Below are 13779 nucleotides of genomic sequence, written 5' to 3' on the forward strand. Positions count from 1 at the left end.
TCCTTCCAAGCCCCCCTGTGCGCCGACTGCGACCAACCTGTGAGGTCCCGGCGAGGCGCCGGCCGGCCCGGGAGTGCCCCGGGCCGGCCGCCGCTACGCGTGCCGCGCGGCGTTCGCCTGGATCGCGTCCCTGAGGTGTTCGGCGAGCCCCGGCCGCGTCGAGTCGTAGAACGCCTTGAAGCGCTCGTCGGACACGTACATCTCGGCAAGGCCCTGGTGGATCTCGTACGAGCACTCGTAGAACCAGGTGCAGATGTGCTGCCGGTGCTCCTCGGCCATGTCCATCGCCTGCTCGCCCGTCGGCGGCTCGCCGGCGGCCATCAGCGCGTCGTAGCGCTCGCCCCAGGACGCCACCTCGGCCTGCATGCGCTTCCAGTCGTCCTTGGTGTAGCGGGCGGTGCGGCTCTGTGACTCGGCGTACGCCTCCGTGCCACCCCAGCGCTGCTCCGCCTCCTCGGCGTACTGCTCCGGATCCTTGTCCCCGAAGACCTCGAACTTCTCCTCGGGTGTGAGGTTGATGCCCATCTTGCGTGCCTCCATGGCGTGCTCCACGGCCTCCGCCATCTTCTGCAGCTTCTCGATCCGGGCGGTCAGCAGCTCGTGCTGGCGGCGCAGGTGCGCGCGCGGGTCCGCGTCCGGGTCGTCGAGCAGGGCGGCGACCTCGTCGAGCGGGAAGCCGAGCTCTCGGTAGAACAGGATCTGCTGCAGCCGGTCGAGGTCGGCGTCGCTGTAACGCCGGTGGCCCGCGTAGCTGCGCTCGCTGGGCACGAGCAGCCCGATCTCGTCGTAGTGGTGCAGGGTGCGCACCGTGATCCCGGCGAAACCGGCGGTCTGTCCCACGGAGTAGCTCATCGCCTCCGCTCCCTCCTTTTCGGTACGCGTCCCAGGCTGAGCCCTCACGTCACGTGAGGTGCAAGCCCGAATCCACCAGGCGCTATGCCGCTTTTACCCGGCTTTGAGGAGTTCGTGGCCCACCATGAAGGTCCGACCCGACCGACCGGAGGCACCATGCCGCTCCACACCGGCCCCGCCAAGCCCGCCGAGCGTCCCTCGACCGTCAACCCCTTCTACGGGGAGGCCGATCCGGTCAGCGGAATGACCGAGGCACCGCCTCAGCATCGGCTGCCAGAGGCACCGCTGCCGCCGGCCACGGCGTACCAACTCGTCCATGACGAGCTGATGCTGGACGGGAACTCCCGTCTCAACCTCGCCACCTTCGTCACCACCTGGATGGAACCGCAGGCCGGCGTGCTGATGGCGGAGTGCCGGGACAAGAACATGATCGACAAGGACGAGTATCCGCGGACGGCCGAGCTGGAGCGGCGCTGCGTGGCGATGCTCGCCGACCTGTGGAACGCGCCGGATCCGGCCGCCGCCGTGGGCTGTTCGACGACGGGTTCGAGCGAGGCGTGCATGCTCGCGGGCATGGCGCTCAAGCGCCGCTGGGCCCAGCGGAACGCCGACCGGTATCCCGGGGCCCGTCCGAACCTCGTCATGGGCGTCAACGTCCAGGTCTGCTGGGAGAAGTTCTGCTCCTTCTGGGAGGTCGAGATGCGCCAAGTGCCCATGGAGGGCGACCGGTTCCACCTCGACCCGCAGGCCGCCGCCGAGCTGTGCGACGAGAACACCATCGGGGTCGTCGGCATCCTGGGGTCCACCTTCGACGGGTCGTACGAGCCGATCGACGAACTGTGCGCGGCCCTGGACGAGTTGCAGGAGCGAACCGGACTTGACATCCCCGTCCACGTCGACGGCGCGTCCGGCGCGATGGTCGCGCCCTTCCTCGACGAGCACCTGCGATGGGACTTCCGGCTGCCGCGCGTGGCCTCCATCAACACCTCGGGGCACAAGTACGGGCTCGTGTACCCGGGTGTCGGGTGGGCGCTGTGGCGGTCGGCCGCCGAGCTGCCCGAGGAACTGGTCTTCCGGGTGAACTACCTGGGCGGCGACATGCCCACGTTCGCGCTCAACTTCTCGCGGCCGGGCGCCCAGGTCGTCGCGCAGTACTACACCTTCCTCCGGCTGGGCCGTGCGGGCTTCAAGGCGGTCCAGCGGACGACACGGGCCGTGGCCATGCAGCTCGCCGAGCGCGTGGCGGCGCTCGGGGACTTCCAGCTCCTCACGCGGGGCGACGAGCTGCCGGTCTTCGCGTTCACGACGGCAACCGATGTGACCGCGTACGACGTCTTCGACGTGTCCCGGAGGATGCGCGAGAACGGCTGGCTCGTGCCGGCCTACACCTTCCCGCCGCACCGCGAGGACCTCTCCGTGCTGCGCGTGGTGTGCCGCAACGGCTTCTCGTCGGACCTCGCCGAGCTGTTCGTCGAGGACCTGGAGCGGCTGCTGCCAGAACTGCGCCGCCAGTCGGGGCCATCGACGCACGACAAGGGGGCGGCGACCTGCTTCCATCACTGAGCCGGCCGCGCCCCACTTGCCCCTCGCGGCTACTTGCTCAGCGCCGCGAACCTCCGTACCGCCAGCGGGAAGAACACCCCGACCAGGGCGAGCGGCCACGCCACCGCCAGCAGCTCGGCGTGCTCGGCCGCCCAGGACGTGCTCGCCGCGCCACCCTTGTTGCCGAACAGCTCACGTATCGCGGTGGCCGTCGCCGACATGGGGTTCCACTCGACGGTCGCCCCCAGCCAGCCCGGCATGGACTCGGGTACGGCGAAGGCGTTGGACAGGAAGCTCACCGGCCAGACCAGGATCTGCACGATGGCCACCAGCTCCGGCCTGCCCGCGACCATGGCGAGGTGGATGCCCATCCACAGCATGGCGAACCGCAGCAGGAGCAGCAGGCCGAGCGCGCCCAGGAAGGCGGCGAACGAACCGTGCCAGGTCCAGCCGACCGCGAGCCCGACGCCGACCAGCACGACCAGGGAGATGGCTGACTGCAGCATGTCCGCGGCCGCACGGCCCACGAGTACGGCGCCGCTTGCCATCGGCATCGACCGGAACCGGTCGATCACTCCCTTGTTCAGGTCCTGGGTGACCGCCACCATGGTGGCGTCCAGGCCGAAGGCCATGGTCAGCGCGAACATGCCGGGTACCAGGTACTCGCGGTAGTCACCCTCGATGCCGCTGCCGCCGCCTATCAGATAGCCGAACATCAGCAGCATCATCACGGGGAACACCAGCCCCACGACAACCTGCACGGGTTGCCGTACCCAGTGGGCCAGTTCACGCCGGGTCAAGGTCCAGGAATCGGCGACGGCCCAGCTGAGCGACGTACTCACGCGGCCTCCTCGGGCTTGCCGGTCAGATGCAGGAAGACCTCGTCCAGCGTCGGCCGCCGCAGCGCGATGTCCTCCGCCTCGATGCCGGCCTCCTCCAGGGCGCGCACGGCGTCGGCGAGCGCCGCCATGCGGTCCGTGACCGGCGCGCTGAGGAGTCGGCGGTCGGCGTCCACGGAGATGTCGGCCTTCTCGAGGGGCAACAGGGCGACGGCCGCACCGAGTTGACCTCCGTCCCGCAGCACCACGTCGATCCGGTCGCCGCCCGTCTTCGCCTTGAGCTCGTCCGCCGTACCGTCCGCGATCACCTGGCCCCGGTCGACGACCGAGATGCGGTCGGCGAGCTGGTCGGCCTCCTCCAGGTACTGCGTGGTGAGCAGGACGGTCGTGCCACCGCCGACCAGCGAGCGCACCGCGCCCCACACCTCGGTACGGCCGCGCGGGTCGAGCCCGGTCGTCGGCTCGTCCAGGAAGAGCACCTCCGGGTCGGTGATGAGGGAGGCGGCGAGGTCCAGCCGGCGCCGCATGCCGCCGCTGTACTGCTTCACCGCCTTGCGGCCCGTGTCCGCGAGACCGAAGCGCTCCAGGAGCTCGTCGGCCCGCACGCGCGCGTGCCGGGTGCCCAGGTGGTAGAGCCGCCCGAACATCTCCAGGTTCTGCCGTCCACCGAGTTCCTCGTCGAGCGCGGCGTGCTGGCCGAGCAGGCCGATGCGCCGCCGCACCCGGCCCGCCTCACGCGCCACGTCGTGCCCGGCGACTTCCGCGCGCCCCTCGTCCGGCCGCAGCAGCGTGGTCAGCACGCGCACCGCGGTGGTCTTACCCGCTCCGTTCGGGCCGAGCAGACCGTGGACGGTGCCGCCCCGCACCGCCAGCTCCAGCCCGTCCAGGGCCGCCTTGTCCCCGTACCGCTTCCGTACGCCCTCGACGACGATCGCGTCGGTCATCCGACTCCTCTCCATCCAGCTCACTCCAGATCAGCTCGCTTAGTCAAACTTGACTACCGAGATGCGGTGGAGCGTATGCCCGTCGAGGGGATTAGTCAAACTTGATTAACGAGGGATCCGGTCGCACCGCTCATCGATACAGCCCAACCGACACAGCCCAACCGACGCCGCCCGTCCGGCTCCGCCTTCAGCGCGCGTCTCCCGGGTGCGGCTCCCTCGTCGCGTACGGGTTCTCCTCGTCCTCCCTGAGCACACCCACGAACGGCTCTCCCTCGCCCGCGAACGTGTACGCCCCGCCCCTGATCCGCTCGATCAGACCGCGGGTCCACTCGGCGCCGGTGTCGGCCGAGTGGACCCAGTAGTTCATGATCTCGCCGATGTGGCCGAGCTGCCCGGGGCCGTCCTCGGGCGTGTAGTACTCGGTGACGGACTTGCGCCACTGCTCGATGGTGCGCACCCGCTCCTCGAGAAGTCCGAGGACGTCCTCGCGAGGCAGGTCGACCATGAAGCCGAGCGAGGCCGTGAGCATGTCCGGCCGCTGGTCGTACGAGGCCAGCGACCCCCGCAGGAGTGCGAGGAACTCCTCGGTGCCCTTCTCCGTGACCTCGTACTCGGTGCGCGGTGGCCCACCGGCCGTGGAGGGCGCGATCTCGTGCGCGTGCAGCAGGCCCTGCTTGGCCATCTGCTTGAGTGCGTGGTAGATCGAGCCAGGCTTGGCGTTGGACCACTCGTGCGCGCCCCAGTACTCCAGGTCGTTGCGCACCTGATAACCGTGGGCCCGGCCGTGCTGGCGGACGGCACCCAGGACGAGGAGGCGGATCGCTGACATGCGCTCAGCGTAGAACTCGCCGCCCGGGAACCGGGCGCCACCTCGGCTTCGAGCGCCACCTCGGGCCCGGGGCGTCGGCTCAGCCCCAGGCGCTGCCCTGCTCCTGTGCGATCAGTTCGAAGGCCGTCTTCTTGTCCAGCGACTCCCGGATGATGTCGGCGTGGCCGGCGTGCCGGGCCATCTCGGCGATCAGGCGGAGCATCAGCCAGCGCATCGACACCGCCTCGTCGTCGGGGAACCACGGCTGGTCGGGCAGCGGGAAGGTGTCGTTCATGCTGGGCACGGCCCGGATGAAGTCCTCGGTCCGCCGGGCGACCTTGTCCCAGTAGGCGAGCATCGACTCGACGGTTTCGTCGCCGACCAGTTCGAAGCTCTCCCCCCAGTTCTCCTCGGAGCGCTGCACGTCGGGCGCCACCTGCTGAGCCCGTGACAGCCAGCCCTGCTCGGTCTCCGCGACATGCTTGAGGAGCCCGGAGAGCGAGAGTTCGCTGGCGCTCGGCCTGGTCGCGGCCTGCTCATCGGTCAGACCGAGCAGCGTCCGCCGGATGCCGCCGCGCTGCTCGTCCAGAAAGGCGAGCAGCGCCCCGCGCTCGTCGCCGTGAGCCTCCGCGTGTACGTGCATGACCATGGGGTGCCGCCTCTCATCGGGTCCTTCTGCCTGACACCGATGACGCTACGGACCCTTGCGGTCAGCTTCTGTCCGCAAGGGTCCGTCGGGCGTAGACAAAACTCAGAACGGGAAGAAGCTCCGCTCGTGCTGCACCGAGATCCACTTCTGCGTGGTGAACGCCTCGACCGTCGCCTCGCCGTTCAGGCGGCCGATGCCCGAGGCCTTCTCGCCGCCGAAGGCGACCAGCGGCTCGTCGTGCACGGTGCCGTCGTTCACGTGGAACATGCCCGAGTCGATCTGCTTCGCGAAGGAGACACCGCGCTCGACGTCACCGGTGTGCACGGCGCCGCTCAGCCCGTACGGGGTGTCGTTGACGAGGCGTACGGCCTCCTCCTCGCCGTCGAACGGGATGAGGAGCGCGACCGGGCCGAAGATCTCCTGCCGGAGGATCGACGCGTCGGCGGGCAGACTCGTCAGAACGGTCGGCTCGACGAGGTTGTCGGAGGTGGAGCCGTGCACCAGCGCGGTGGCGCCCTCGGCGATCGCCTGGTCCACAGCGCCCGTAAGGGCGTCCGCCTGCGAGGAGTTGATGACCGGGCCGATGACCGTCTGCGGGTCGCGCGGGTCGCCCACCTTCAGGGTCTTCACCTTGGCGACGAACTTCTCGGTGAACTCCGCCTCGATCGAGGCGTCCACCAGCACACGGTTGGCGGCCATGCAGACCTGGCCCTGGTGCACGAACCGGCTGAAGACGGCGGCGTCCACGGCGTAGTCGATGTCCGCGTCGTCGAGGACCACCAGGGCGCTGTTGCCGCCGAGTTCGAGGATGGCGCGCTTGAACTGCGAGGCGCAGACCGTGGCGACGTGGCGGCCCACCTGGTCCGAACCGGTGAAGGAGATGACCTTGGGGACGGGGTGCTCGATGAAGGCGTCGCCGATCTCCGCGATGTCGGTGATCACGACGTTCAGCAGGCCGCCCGGCAGCCCCGCGTCCTCAAGGATCTTGGCGACCAGCGTGCCGCCGCAGATCGGGGTGTTCTGGTGCGGCTTGAGGACCACGGCGTTGCCCAGCGCCAGGGCCGGCGCGACGGACTTCAGCGACAGCAGGAAGGGGAAGTTGAAGGGGCTGATCACGCCGACGACACCGACGGGGACGCGGTAGAGGCGGTTCTCCTTGCCGTCGACCGGCGAGGGGATGATCCGGCCCTCGGGACGCAGCGCCACATGGATCGCCTCGCGCAGGAACTCCTTGGCGAGGTGGAGTTCGAAGCCCGCCTTCAGATGCGTGCCGCCGAGTTCGGCGATGATGACCTCGGCGATCTCCTGCTCGCGGTCCTCGATGATCCTCAGGGCCTTCTCGAACACCGCGCGGCGTGCGTAGGCGTTGGTCGCGGCCCACTCCTTCTGGGCACGGGCAGCGCTCCGGTAGGCCTGATCCACCTCATCGACCGTGGCTATGGTGATCGACGCCAGCTTCTCGCCGTCGTACGGGTTGAAGTCGATGATGTCCCAGGAGCCGGTCCCCGGACGCCACTCTCCGTCGATGTACTGCTGAGCCAGGTCCGTGAAGTAGGACGACATGTGACCCTCAATCCCTTACTGCCGGGGCAGATCCTGCCAAGGGCAGCCACCCGATCCGTGTCAAGGCTGATCAGGCGTCATCGTACTTCTGTTCAAAGGGAGTTGAAGAACAACCTGGGAGACTCCGTGAAGACTTTCAGGAGAGCTGGAGCAGCCCCCGCAGCAGATCCCGGCTCTCGTCCGGCCCCGGGCTGTCGCCCTGGAGCTGCTTCATCGCCTTCTCGTACTGGGTGACGTCCTCGCGCTTGTCCAGATAGAGCGCACTGGTGAGCTGCTCCAGGTAGACCACGTCGGACAGATCCGACTCGGGGAAGCTGAGCACCGTGAAGGCACCGCTCTCGCCGGAGTGCCCGCCGAAGCTGAACGGCATGATCTGGAGTCGCACGTTCGGCCGCTCGGACACCTCGATCAGATGCTGGAGCTGTCCCCGCATCACTTCCCGGTCACCGTAGGGCCGGCGGAGCGCCGCCTCGTCGAGTACGCAATGGAAGTTGGGCGCGTTCTCGGAAACCAGGTACTTCTGGCGCTCCAGGCGCAGTGCCACGCGCCGATCGATGTCGGCCGCGCTCACACTCTTGCCCGCGCCCTTCATGCCGCGCTCGACCACCGCGTGGGCGTACGCCTCCGTCTGCAACAGGCCGTGCACGAACTGCACTTCGTACGACCGGATCACGGACGCGGCGCCCTCCAGGCCGACATAGGTGGGGAACCAGCTGGGCAGGACGTCCGAGTAACTGTGCCACCAGCCGGCGACGTTGGCCTCCCTGGCGAGGGAGAGGAGCGAGTTGCGCTCCGCCTCGTCGGTGATGCCGTAAAGCGTCAACAGATCCTCGACGTCCCGCGTTTTGAAGCTCACCCTCCCCAACTCCATACGGCTGATCTTGGATTCGGAGGCGCGGATCGAGTACCCGGCCGCTTCCCGGGTGATCCCGCGTGATTCACGCAGTCTCCTGAGTTGCGAGCCGAGCAGCATGCGTCGAACCACCGATCCCGACTCTTGCGCGCTCACGTTCGTCCGCCTCCCCAACGGTCTTCAGGGGCCGCAGTCTGCCACTAAAACACTCCAAGCTGTACTCGTTCGGTTACGGAAACGGCAAGACCGCAAAGTGACGGCATCCAAAGAGGCAAGGAGAAGACCAGCCAGAGGCAGGAAAACAGCAAGAAGGCGACGGAAAATATGAGCAAGAAGCGGTACGGGAAGGTCCAATTAGGGCACCTGCACGTGCATCTGCCCTTGCATCTGCTCTGCGCATTCGGAACCATGGTCCCCGCGCCACCGCTGCATCGCAACGACCGCGAATTCCCGGGAGTGCCTCGCATGGGGACGAATGGATCGACCATGCTCGAGCCGTTAAGGCAGGGCCTTCCGCCGCTGGACCCCTCGGCCGTGTCCAGCGCCGCGTCGTGCGCCCTGGCCGCCCGCTACGAAGCGGTGCGCGAAGCACGGCACTTCACACGCGGAACACTGGACCAGTGGGACCTCGACGACCGCTTCGACGATGTCTGCCTGGTCGTCTCCGAACTCGTCACCAACGCGCTGCGCCATGCGCTGCCCTCGGACACCCCGCGCGGCCCCGAGCAGGAACCGCCCGTGCGGCTGCACCTGATGCACTGGACCGAGAGACTCGTGTGCGCCGTGCGCGACCCGAGCCACGACAGTCCGGTCGCACGCGAATCGGACGACTTCTCGGCGGAGTCGGGGCGCGGCCTGTTCCTGGTCGACTCCTTCGCCGACAGCTGGGGGTGGCACCCGCTGGTGGGCACGCTCAGCGGCAAGGTCGTATGGGCCCTGTTCCGGCTCCCACCGGTCGGCTGACGAACCGCGGCGTTTCTTCACGCCGCGGTTCTACGCGCGTTACGGCGCGCGAGGGACCGATCGCCCTCAGTTGCCCCCCACCAGATGGTCGAACTCGCCGTCCTTGATACCCAGAAGCATGGCTTCGATCTCGGCGCGCGTGTAGACGAGCGCCGGCCCGTCGGGGAAGCGCGAGTTGCGCACCGCCACCTCACCTCCGGGCAGCCTGGCGAACTCCACGCAGGAGCCCTGCGAGTTGCTGTGCCTGCTCTTCTGCCAGGCCACCCCGAAGAGCTCCGTGGCAGCCATGCCGTTGTACACGTCGTGGTCCACAGGTCGCTCCCTGGTGGCGCAGTGGCGTTTCTGGTGCCAGTGATGCAGCGGTCAACTGACCCGGATCATAGCCCTCTTCACCTGCAGATGCATGAGCAGATGCACGTGCACGCGGGGTGGTTCTGCGGTTACAGCTTTCACGCCTGTCTCACGCGTCTACAGCTGCCCCAGCGCATGCCCCAGAGATCGCATCGCATGCGACCTCCAGCCCCCGTCCATGATCTGACGCGCCATCATCTGCGCAGGGTCGTCCGGATCGAATCCCTCGTGCTTTAGGAAGAGACGTGTTCCGCGGCCTTCGTGTTCCATCGTCCAGGTGATGGTCCAGTCCGCGCAGTTCGCGGGATCGGGGTCGGTCCAGCGGAGGCTGAGCATCCGCCCCGTCTCGTACGCGAGCACCTCGACATCGACGGTGCCGGAGAAGTTTGAGTTGGGTCGCGGCACCGAGGTCATCGTGTACCGGTGCCCCACCTCGAGCCGGAAGCCGTCCGCACCCGGCATCAGCCACTGCACCAGCAGTTCTGGTTCGGTCAGCGCACGCCAGACCTTGGCCGGCGGATGCGGCAGGAACTGATCTACGCGGATGGTGGTGAGGTCATCTGGTGCAGGACTCATGTCGCCGGCCATCCGGTGGGGGGCTCAGGTCAGTTGGCCACCTGCGCGTGGCTCATGTCACTTCATCGTCGGGCATCCGGTCCAGCAGGTCGCCGAGCCCCTTGAGACGCCGGCGCCAGAACCTCTCGTACGGATGGAGCCAGTCCTGCACCTCGGCGAGGGGCTCCGCCTCCAGCCGATAGATGCGCTGCCGTCCGGCACGCTGCTCAGAGACGAGTCCGGCCTCCCGGAGCACCTTCAGGTGTTCCGAGAGGCTCGGCCGGCGCATGTCGAAGTGTTCGGCCAACGCCTGCACGGCCTGCGGGCCCTCGTCCCGCAGCAGCCGCAGCACTTCGCGCCGGGTGGCATTGGCGAGCGCGGCGAAGACGCGGTCTTCGCGCGCACCGGTGGTCGTCATGGTCCGGTCAGAAGCCTTCCTTCTCCGTGAGCAGCATCAGACCGTTGCCGTCCGGGTCCCGGAACGCGGCCATACGTCCCCAGGGGAGGTCGTCCGGGCCCTCCACGCCGACCCCCGCGGCCGCGAGCCGCGAACAGTCGGCGTCGACATCGGTCGTGACCAACATGATCCCCCGGGTCTCCCCCGGCGTGAAACCGCCCATCCCGGCCCCGGACAACGTGAACACGGTCTGCGCGCCCTCGGGCGCCACTTGCAGCCACCGACCCTGCGGCGTGTCCAGGTCCGCGGTGACCTCGAAGCCGAGCACGTCCGTATAGAAGCGCAGGGCCCGGTCCTGGTCGGCGACGGGAACGGTGACGAAAGAGGCATGCGTGATGGTCATGCCGCTCACGATAGGTAGGCAATTCCCTACACGTCAAGCGTAGGAGTTTCCCTACGCATAGCGATGGGGCGAACCCGCGCTACCGGGCCGAGTACGGCAGCAGGGCCATCTCCCGTGCGTTCTTGATCGCACGAGCCAGTTGGCGCTGCTGCTGGGCGGACACCCGCGTCACCCGGCGGCTGCGGATCTTGCCCCGGTCCGAGATGAACTTCCTCAGCAGGTCGGTGTCCTTGTAGTCGATGTAGGTGATGCCGGCGGCGTCCAGAGGATTGGGTCGGGACTTCTGAGGCTTGCGGTCGGGCTTGCGGGGCATTGGTGGTCAGACCTCCAGGAGCGTGTCGAAGGCGGGCGGGAGCTGTTTCCAGGCGGTGCGGCCGGCGGTGTACTCGGCGTCGGTCAAGAGGCAGGACTCCAGGAGGAGTTCGAGTCCGTCCCGGTCCAGCGCCGGGGACGTGAAGACCAGGTGCTGACAGCAGTCGCCGTGCTCCGGGTGCCAGTCGAGTGCCGCCGCGGCGCGTCGTACCGGCGGCACCATCTCCCAGGCGGCGTCCGGCAACGAGGCCAGCCAGGGCCCCGCGTTCTCGACGCACAGCGCGCCCCCGGCCGCGTCCCAGTGCAGCAGCGTGTCGGGCCGGTCGGCGAGCCAGAAGCGGCCCCGGCTGCGGGCCGCGGCACAGGTCAGATCCTCCAGGGCCGCGTACAGCCGCTCCGGATGGAAGGGGCGGCGGCGATGCCATACGAGGGTGGAGACGCCGCACTCGTCGGCCTCGGCCGGCAGCAGCGCACAGGCCGGGTGCTGGGCCGCGGCCGCCGCCTCCACGTCGAATCCGCCGAGCGCGGCACCCGCCAAGTCACCGTGGCCGAGCTGAACTTGGCGGGCGGTCGGATGCAGCTGGGCCAGCAGCGCCCGGTCCTCGTCGTCGGTCGCCTCGGACTCGGCGACGGCGAGCACGGGCGCGTACTCCAGCTGACGCGCGAACGTGTCGGCGATCGTGCGCTGATCGGTGGCGGCCGCGGCCAGTCCCGCCTCCGCGAGATCGTCACCGTTGCCGAGATACGGCAGCACCAGCGCGGGATCGACCGCGGTGATCACCCCGGTGAGCCGCAGCCCGCTGCTCGCGACCACCTCGGCCATCGCCTTGGGCTCGACCGAGTCCCACAGCTCGACGACCGCGAGACGAGTGGCCCCGTCCTCCTCCAGCCGCTCCAGCTCCGGCACCAGGTCCTCGCGCAGGGCGCAGCACGCGCAGTCGTTGACGAGCGGTGCCTCCCCGGCGGAGAGGACGCCGCCACTGTCGCGGATCGTGCGGGCGACCGTGCCCCGCACGGCCGTCGCGAGGTCGTGGTGCAGCGCGACGGCCCCCGGAACGTCGGCGAGCAGCCGGTCGACGGCCGCCTTGCGGGCGTCGGAGTGCAGCCCGCCGACGATGGCGACGGACAGCATCAGCCGGCCTCCCGCTTGCCGTACCGCTGCTCGAAGCGCTCGACACGGCCCGCCGTGTCGAGCACTCGGGCCGTCCCGGTGTAGAAGGGGTGGCTGACGTTCGAGATCTCGACGTCGACGACCGGATAGGTGTTGCCGTCCTCCCATTCGACCGTCTTCTCGCTCGTCAGGGTCGAGCGGGTCAGGAAGGCGTGGTTCGCGGCCCGGTCCCGGAAGACGACGGGCCCGTACGCCGGGTGAATCCCCTCACGCATCGCGATCAGCGCTCCTCTCGGAAGTCGACGTGACGGCCCACGACCGGGTCGTACTTGCGCAGGGTCATCCGGTCGGGGTCGTTACGGCGGTTCTTGCGGGTGACGTATGTGAAGCCGGTCCCGGCCGTGGACCGGAGCTTGATGACCGGACGGAGTTCGTTGCGTGCCATGGGGCTAGTATATGAAAACGGATCCCATTTCCAATAAGAAGGAACAGAGAGGTTCGTCACCATGTCCGCGCACTGCATGCTGACCGGAGCCCAGCCCGGCTTCGGCAACACCATCTCCCACTCCCACCGGCGCTCGTCCCGGCGCTTCGACCCCAACATCCAGAGCAAGCGCTACTGGCTGCCGAGCGAGGGCAGGCACGTACGGCTGAAGCTCAGCGCCAGGGGGATCAAGACGGTCGACACGATCGGCGTCGAGGCGGCCGTGGCCCGGATTCGTGCCCGTGGGGTGAAGGTCTGATGGCGAAGAAGAGCAAGATCGCGAAGAACGAGAAGCGCCAGGAGATCGTCGCGCGGTACGCCGCCCGCCGGGCCGAGCTGAAGGAGATCATCCGCAGGCCCTCCTCCTCGGAGGCCGAAAGGCTCGCTGCCCAGCGGGAATTGCGCAGGCAGCCGCGCGACGCCAGTGCCACCCGCGTACGCAACCGGGACAGCGTGGACGGCCGTCCGCGCGGGTACCTGCGGACGTTCGGGCTCTCGCGTGTGAATCTGCGCAAGCAGGCGCACGCGGGCTTCCTTCCCGGGGTGCGCAAGTCGTCCTGGTAGCTTGCTGCGGTCGTTCCGGCGACCCGGGCGACGACTTTCGTCCACACCCTTGGGGGACTTTCAGTGACTTCGGCGACTTTCGCGCGCAGGCAGGTGCGGATCGCGGCCGCGGCAGCGGGACTGGCGGCCACGCTCGTCCTGGCGGGCTGCAGCAGCGACGACGGAGACGGTGACAACGCCTCGTCCCCTGAGACGAGCGCGGCACCGACCGAGTCGGCGGACACCGGCGGCGGCTCCGGCGGGAGCACGTCCAAGGGCGGTGGTCTGCAGGGAAGCTGGCTCACCACCAAGGGCGGCAAGGCCGTGGCGCTCGTGATCACCGGTAAGGAAGCCGGCCTGTTCTCGACGGGCGGGTCCGTGTGCAGCGGAACCGCCGGGGAGACGTCGGGCATGCAGATGATCGCGCTGAAGTGCACCGACGGAAACAAGGACCGGACCGAGGGCATGGTCAAGTCCGTCAACGCCACGACCATGAAGGTCGACTGGGAGGGCTTCGGCGAGGAGACCTACACGAAGTCGGAGGGCGGGAAGCTGCCGACGGGTCTGCCCACCGCCGAGCTGGGCACCTGAGTCCGACACCGGGTACGAC

Annotated in this window: 20 protein-coding genes; 5 read left to right on the forward strand and 15 right to left on the reverse strand. The window is 68.7% G+C overall.

Annotated features, from left to right (window positions below; genetic code table 11):
* Nucleotides 1-93: 93 nt before the first annotated feature.
* Nucleotides 94-852 (reverse strand): MerR family transcriptional regulator, encoded by a 759-nt coding sequence (locus tag FGD71_RS17845; protein WP_119101444.1) that lies wholly within the window; start codon nt 850-852, stop codon nt 94-96.
* A 156-nt stretch (nt 853-1008) separates the two neighbouring features.
* Between FGD71_RS17845 and gad the strand changes: the two genes are divergently transcribed.
* A complete protein-coding gene (gene gad, locus FGD71_RS17850) occupies nt 1009-2415 on the forward strand; it encodes a glutamate decarboxylase (protein ID WP_119101445.1) in 1407 nt (468 codons plus the stop codon).
* A 29-nt stretch (nt 2416-2444) separates the two neighbouring features.
* Here gad and FGD71_RS17855 read toward each other — a convergent pair whose 3' ends face one another.
* From FGD71_RS17855 to FGD71_RS17880, 6 genes are all read right to left on the reverse strand, one after another.
* The gene (locus FGD71_RS17855) at nt 2445-3236 is read right to left on the reverse strand and encodes an ABC transporter permease (RefSeq protein WP_119101446.1); all 792 of its coding nucleotides are present in this window, start codon (nt 3234-3236) and stop codon (nt 2445-2447) included.
* A complete protein-coding gene (locus tag FGD71_RS17860; protein ID WP_119101447.1) occupies nt 3233-4177 on the reverse strand; it encodes an ATP-binding cassette domain-containing protein in 945 nt (314 codons plus the stop codon). Before FGD71_RS17860 ends, FGD71_RS17855 begins: the two co-directional genes overlap by 4 nt.
* A 187-nt stretch (nt 4178-4364) precedes the next feature.
* Nucleotides 4365-5006: a PadR family transcriptional regulator gene (locus tag FGD71_RS17865; protein WP_119101448.1), complete on the reverse strand. Its 642-nt coding sequence runs from the start codon at nt 5004-5006 to the stop codon at nt 4365-4367.
* 79 nt (nt 5007-5085) lie between these two features.
* Nucleotides 5086-5634 carry a DinB family protein gene (locus FGD71_RS17870; RefSeq protein WP_119101449.1) on the reverse strand — a complete coding sequence of 183 codons (549 nt, stop codon included), beginning with the start codon at nt 5632-5634 and terminating at the stop codon, nt 5086-5088.
* 102 nt (nt 5635-5736) lie between these two features.
* A complete protein-coding gene (locus FGD71_RS17875) occupies nt 5737-7197 on the reverse strand; it encodes an aldehyde dehydrogenase family protein (RefSeq protein WP_119101450.1) in 1461 nt (486 codons plus the stop codon).
* 136 nt (nt 7198-7333) lie between these two features.
* Nucleotides 7334-8170 (reverse strand): helix-turn-helix domain-containing protein, encoded by an 837-nt coding sequence (locus FGD71_RS17880; RefSeq protein WP_119101451.1) that lies wholly within the window; start codon nt 8168-8170, stop codon nt 7334-7336.
* 366 nt (nt 8171-8536) lie between these two features.
* On the opposite strand from FGD71_RS17880, the gene FGD71_RS17885 reads away from it, so the two are divergent.
* Nucleotides 8537-9013, forward strand: coding sequence for an ATP-binding protein (locus FGD71_RS17885; RefSeq protein WP_119101452.1), 477 nt, complete (start codon nt 8537-8539; stop codon nt 9011-9013).
* 66 nt (nt 9014-9079) lie between these two features.
* Here FGD71_RS17885 and FGD71_RS17890 read toward each other — a convergent pair whose 3' ends face one another.
* The 8 genes from FGD71_RS17890 to rpmG form a co-directional block, all read right to left on the reverse strand.
* Nucleotides 9080-9301 (reverse strand): DUF397 domain-containing protein, encoded by a 222-nt coding sequence (locus tag FGD71_RS17890; protein WP_119101580.1) that lies wholly within the window; start codon nt 9299-9301, stop codon nt 9080-9082.
* 180 nt (nt 9302-9481) lie between these two features.
* On the reverse strand, nt 9482-9940 hold the full coding sequence (locus tag FGD71_RS17900) for an SRPBCC family protein (protein WP_119101581.1): 459 nt from the start codon (nt 9938-9940) through the stop codon (nt 9482-9484).
* A gap of 52 nt (nt 9941-9992) precedes the next feature.
* Entirely contained in the window at nt 9993-10337 is a 345-nt protein-coding gene (locus tag FGD71_RS17905) for an ArsR/SmtB family transcription factor (protein ID WP_119101454.1), read from the reverse strand.
* A 7-nt stretch (nt 10338-10344) separates the two neighbouring features.
* Nucleotides 10345-10719, reverse strand: a complete 375-nt coding sequence (locus tag FGD71_RS17910; protein ID WP_119101455.1) for a VOC family protein — start codon at nt 10717-10719, stop codon at nt 10345-10347.
* Between the two features lie 79 nt (nt 10720-10798).
* Nucleotides 10799-11032 (reverse strand): 30S ribosomal protein S18, encoded by a 234-nt coding sequence (rpsR, locus tag FGD71_RS17915; protein WP_119101456.1) that lies wholly within the window; start codon nt 11030-11032, stop codon nt 10799-10801.
* Between the two features lie 6 nt (nt 11033-11038).
* Nucleotides 11039-12163 carry a CobW family GTP-binding protein gene (locus tag FGD71_RS17920; protein WP_119101457.1) on the reverse strand — a complete coding sequence of 375 codons (1125 nt, stop codon included), beginning with the start codon at nt 12161-12163 and terminating at the stop codon, nt 11039-11041.
* Nucleotides 12163-12417: a type B 50S ribosomal protein L31 gene (locus tag FGD71_RS17925; RefSeq protein WP_119101458.1), complete on the reverse strand. Its 255-nt coding sequence runs from the start codon at nt 12415-12417 to the stop codon at nt 12163-12165. Before FGD71_RS17925 ends, FGD71_RS17920 begins: the two co-directional genes overlap by 1 nt.
* Before the next feature lie 5 nt (nt 12418-12422).
* A complete protein-coding gene (rpmG, locus tag FGD71_RS17930; protein WP_019753828.1) occupies nt 12423-12587 on the reverse strand; it encodes a 50S ribosomal protein L33 in 165 nt (54 codons plus the stop codon).
* Nucleotides 12588-12648: 61 nt separating this feature from the next.
* Here rpmG and rpmB point away from each other — a divergent pair, with 61 nt between their 5' ends.
* The 3 genes from rpmB to FGD71_RS17945 all read left to right on the forward strand — a co-directional run bounded on the left by rpmB (nt 12649) and on the right by FGD71_RS17945 (nt 13760).
* On the forward strand, nt 12649-12885 hold the full coding sequence (gene rpmB / locus FGD71_RS17935; RefSeq protein WP_119101459.1) for a 50S ribosomal protein L28: 237 nt from the start codon (nt 12649-12651) through the stop codon (nt 12883-12885).
* A complete protein-coding gene (gene rpsN / locus FGD71_RS17940) occupies nt 12885-13190 on the forward strand; it encodes a 30S ribosomal protein S14 (RefSeq protein ID WP_119101460.1) in 306 nt (101 codons plus the stop codon). The genes rpmB and rpsN overlap by 1 nt, the downstream gene beginning before the upstream one ends.
* Nucleotides 13191-13253: 63 nt before the next feature.
* Nucleotides 13254-13760, forward strand: coding sequence for a hypothetical protein (locus tag FGD71_RS17945; RefSeq protein ID WP_162931161.1), 507 nt, complete (start codon nt 13254-13256; stop codon nt 13758-13760).
* The last annotated feature ends 19 nt before the right edge of the window (nt 13761-13779 follow it).

The sequence above is a fragment of the Streptomyces sporangiiformans genome (genome assembly GCF_005768555.2).
In the GTDB taxonomy this organism is placed as follows: domain Bacteria; phylum Actinomycetota; class Actinomycetes; order Streptomycetales; family Streptomycetaceae; genus Streptomyces; species Streptomyces sporangiiformans.

Coding starts and splice junctions, on each gene's coding strand:
- gad (WP_119101445.1), top strand. CDS start 1,009: ATGCCGCTCCACACCGGCCCCGCCAAGCCCGCCGAGCGTCCCTCGACC.
- FGD71_RS17920 (WP_119101457.1), bottom strand. CDS start 12,163: ATGCTGTCCGTCGCCATCGTCGGCGGGCTGCACTCCGACGCCCGCAAG.
- FGD71_RS17905 (WP_119101454.1), bottom strand. CDS start 10,337: ATGACGACCACCGGTGCGCGCGAAGACCGCGTCTTCGCCGCGCTCGCC.
- FGD71_RS17925 (WP_119101458.1), bottom strand. CDS start 12,417: ATGCGTGAGGGGATTCACCCGGCGTACGGGCCCGTCGTCTTCCGGGAC.
- FGD71_RS17875 (WP_119101450.1), bottom strand. CDS start 7,197: ATGTCGTCCTACTTCACGGACCTGGCTCAGCAGTACATCGACGGAGAG.
- rpsN (WP_119101460.1), top strand. CDS start 12,885: ATGGCGAAGAAGAGCAAGATCGCGAAGAACGAGAAGCGCCAGGAGATC.
- FGD71_RS17890 (WP_119101580.1), bottom strand. CDS start 9,301: ATGGCTGCCACGGAGCTCTTCGGGGTGGCCTGGCAGAAGAGCAGGCAC.
- rpmG (WP_019753828.1), bottom strand. CDS start 12,587: ATGGCACGCAACGAACTCCGTCCGGTCATCAAGCTCCGGTCCACGGCC.
- rpsR (WP_119101456.1), bottom strand. CDS start 11,032: ATGCCCCGCAAGCCCGACCGCAAGCCTCAGAAGTCCCGACCCAATCCT.
- FGD71_RS17900 (WP_119101581.1), bottom strand. CDS start 9,940: ATGAGTCCTGCACCAGATGACCTCACCACCATCCGCGTAGATCAGTTC.
- FGD71_RS17860 (WP_119101447.1), bottom strand. CDS start 4,177: ATGACCGACGCGATCGTCGTCGAGGGCGTACGGAAGCGGTACGGGGAC.
- FGD71_RS17845 (WP_119101444.1), bottom strand. CDS start 852: ATGAGCTACTCCGTGGGACAGACCGCCGGTTTCGCCGGGATCACGGTG.
- rpmB (WP_119101459.1), top strand. CDS start 12,649: ATGTCCGCGCACTGCATGCTGACCGGAGCCCAGCCCGGCTTCGGCAAC.
- FGD71_RS17865 (WP_119101448.1), bottom strand. CDS start 5,006: ATGTCAGCGATCCGCCTCCTCGTCCTGGGTGCCGTCCGCCAGCACGGC.
- FGD71_RS17880 (WP_119101451.1), bottom strand. CDS start 8,170: ATGCTGCTCGGCTCGCAACTCAGGAGACTGCGTGAATCACGCGGGATC.
- FGD71_RS17910 (WP_119101455.1), bottom strand. CDS start 10,719: ATGACCATCACGCATGCCTCTTTCGTCACCGTTCCCGTCGCCGACCAG.
- FGD71_RS17870 (WP_119101449.1), bottom strand. CDS start 5,634: ATGGTCATGCACGTACACGCGGAGGCTCACGGCGACGAGCGCGGGGCG.
- FGD71_RS17885 (WP_119101452.1), top strand. CDS start 8,537: ATGCTCGAGCCGTTAAGGCAGGGCCTTCCGCCGCTGGACCCCTCGGCC.